Source organism: Photobacterium chitinilyticum (assembly GCF_004104355.1).
Taxonomy (GTDB): domain Bacteria; phylum Pseudomonadota; class Gammaproteobacteria; order Enterobacterales; family Vibrionaceae; genus Photobacterium; species Photobacterium chitinilyticum.
In genome coordinates this window covers 1-708 of sequence record NZ_RJLM01000122.1, presented here as the reverse complement: position 1 = coordinate 708, position 708 = coordinate 1, and the positions used below count along the sequence as shown (strand labels likewise).

The window sequence follows — 708 nt, the reverse complement described above, 5'->3', positions numbered from 1 at the left end:
CTACACCTTCACCTTCAGTGAGTCGGTGACGGGCTTTGCCGCGGACGATATCACCGTCAGCGGCGGCAGCAAGGGTAGCTTCACGGCCGTGAGTGGTAGCGTTTATACGCTAGTGGTGACGCCGGATGCGTCCAGCACCAGTGACATCACGGTGAATGTGGCCGCCAATGTGGCCACCGATGCGGCAGGCAATAACAACACTGCCGCGACCCAAAGCATACAGGCGGTGGACACGGCCGTACCGAGCGTGGTGATCAGCGATGACACCACCGGGACGGCGACAGGGGATGTGATCTACACCTTCACCTTCAGTGAGTCGGTGACGGGCTTTACCGCGGATGACATCAGCGTGTCCGGCGGCAGCAAGGGTACCTTTACTGCCGTGAGTGGTAGCGTCTATACGCTAGTGGTGACGCCGGATGCGTCCAGCACCGCCAGCATCACGGTGAATGTGGCCGCCAACGTGGCCACCGATGCGGCAGGCAATAACAACACTGCCGCGACCCAAAGCATACAGGCGGTGGACACGGCCGTACCGAGCGTGGTGATCAGCGATGACACCACCGGGAYGGCGACGGGGGATGTGATCTACACCTTCACCTTCAGTGAGTCGGTGACGGGCTTTGCCGCGGATGACATCACCGTCAGCGGCGGCAGCAAGGGTGCCTTCACCGCCGTGAGCAGCAGCGTATACACCTTGGTGGTGAC

Annotated in this window: 1 protein-coding gene; it reads left to right on the top strand. The window is 61.5% G+C overall.

What is annotated here, in order from left to right:
• A partial coding sequence (locus EDI28_RS27085) for an Ig-like domain-containing protein (RefSeq protein ID WP_199287510.1) occupies positions 1–708 on the top strand: 708 nt, incomplete at both ends.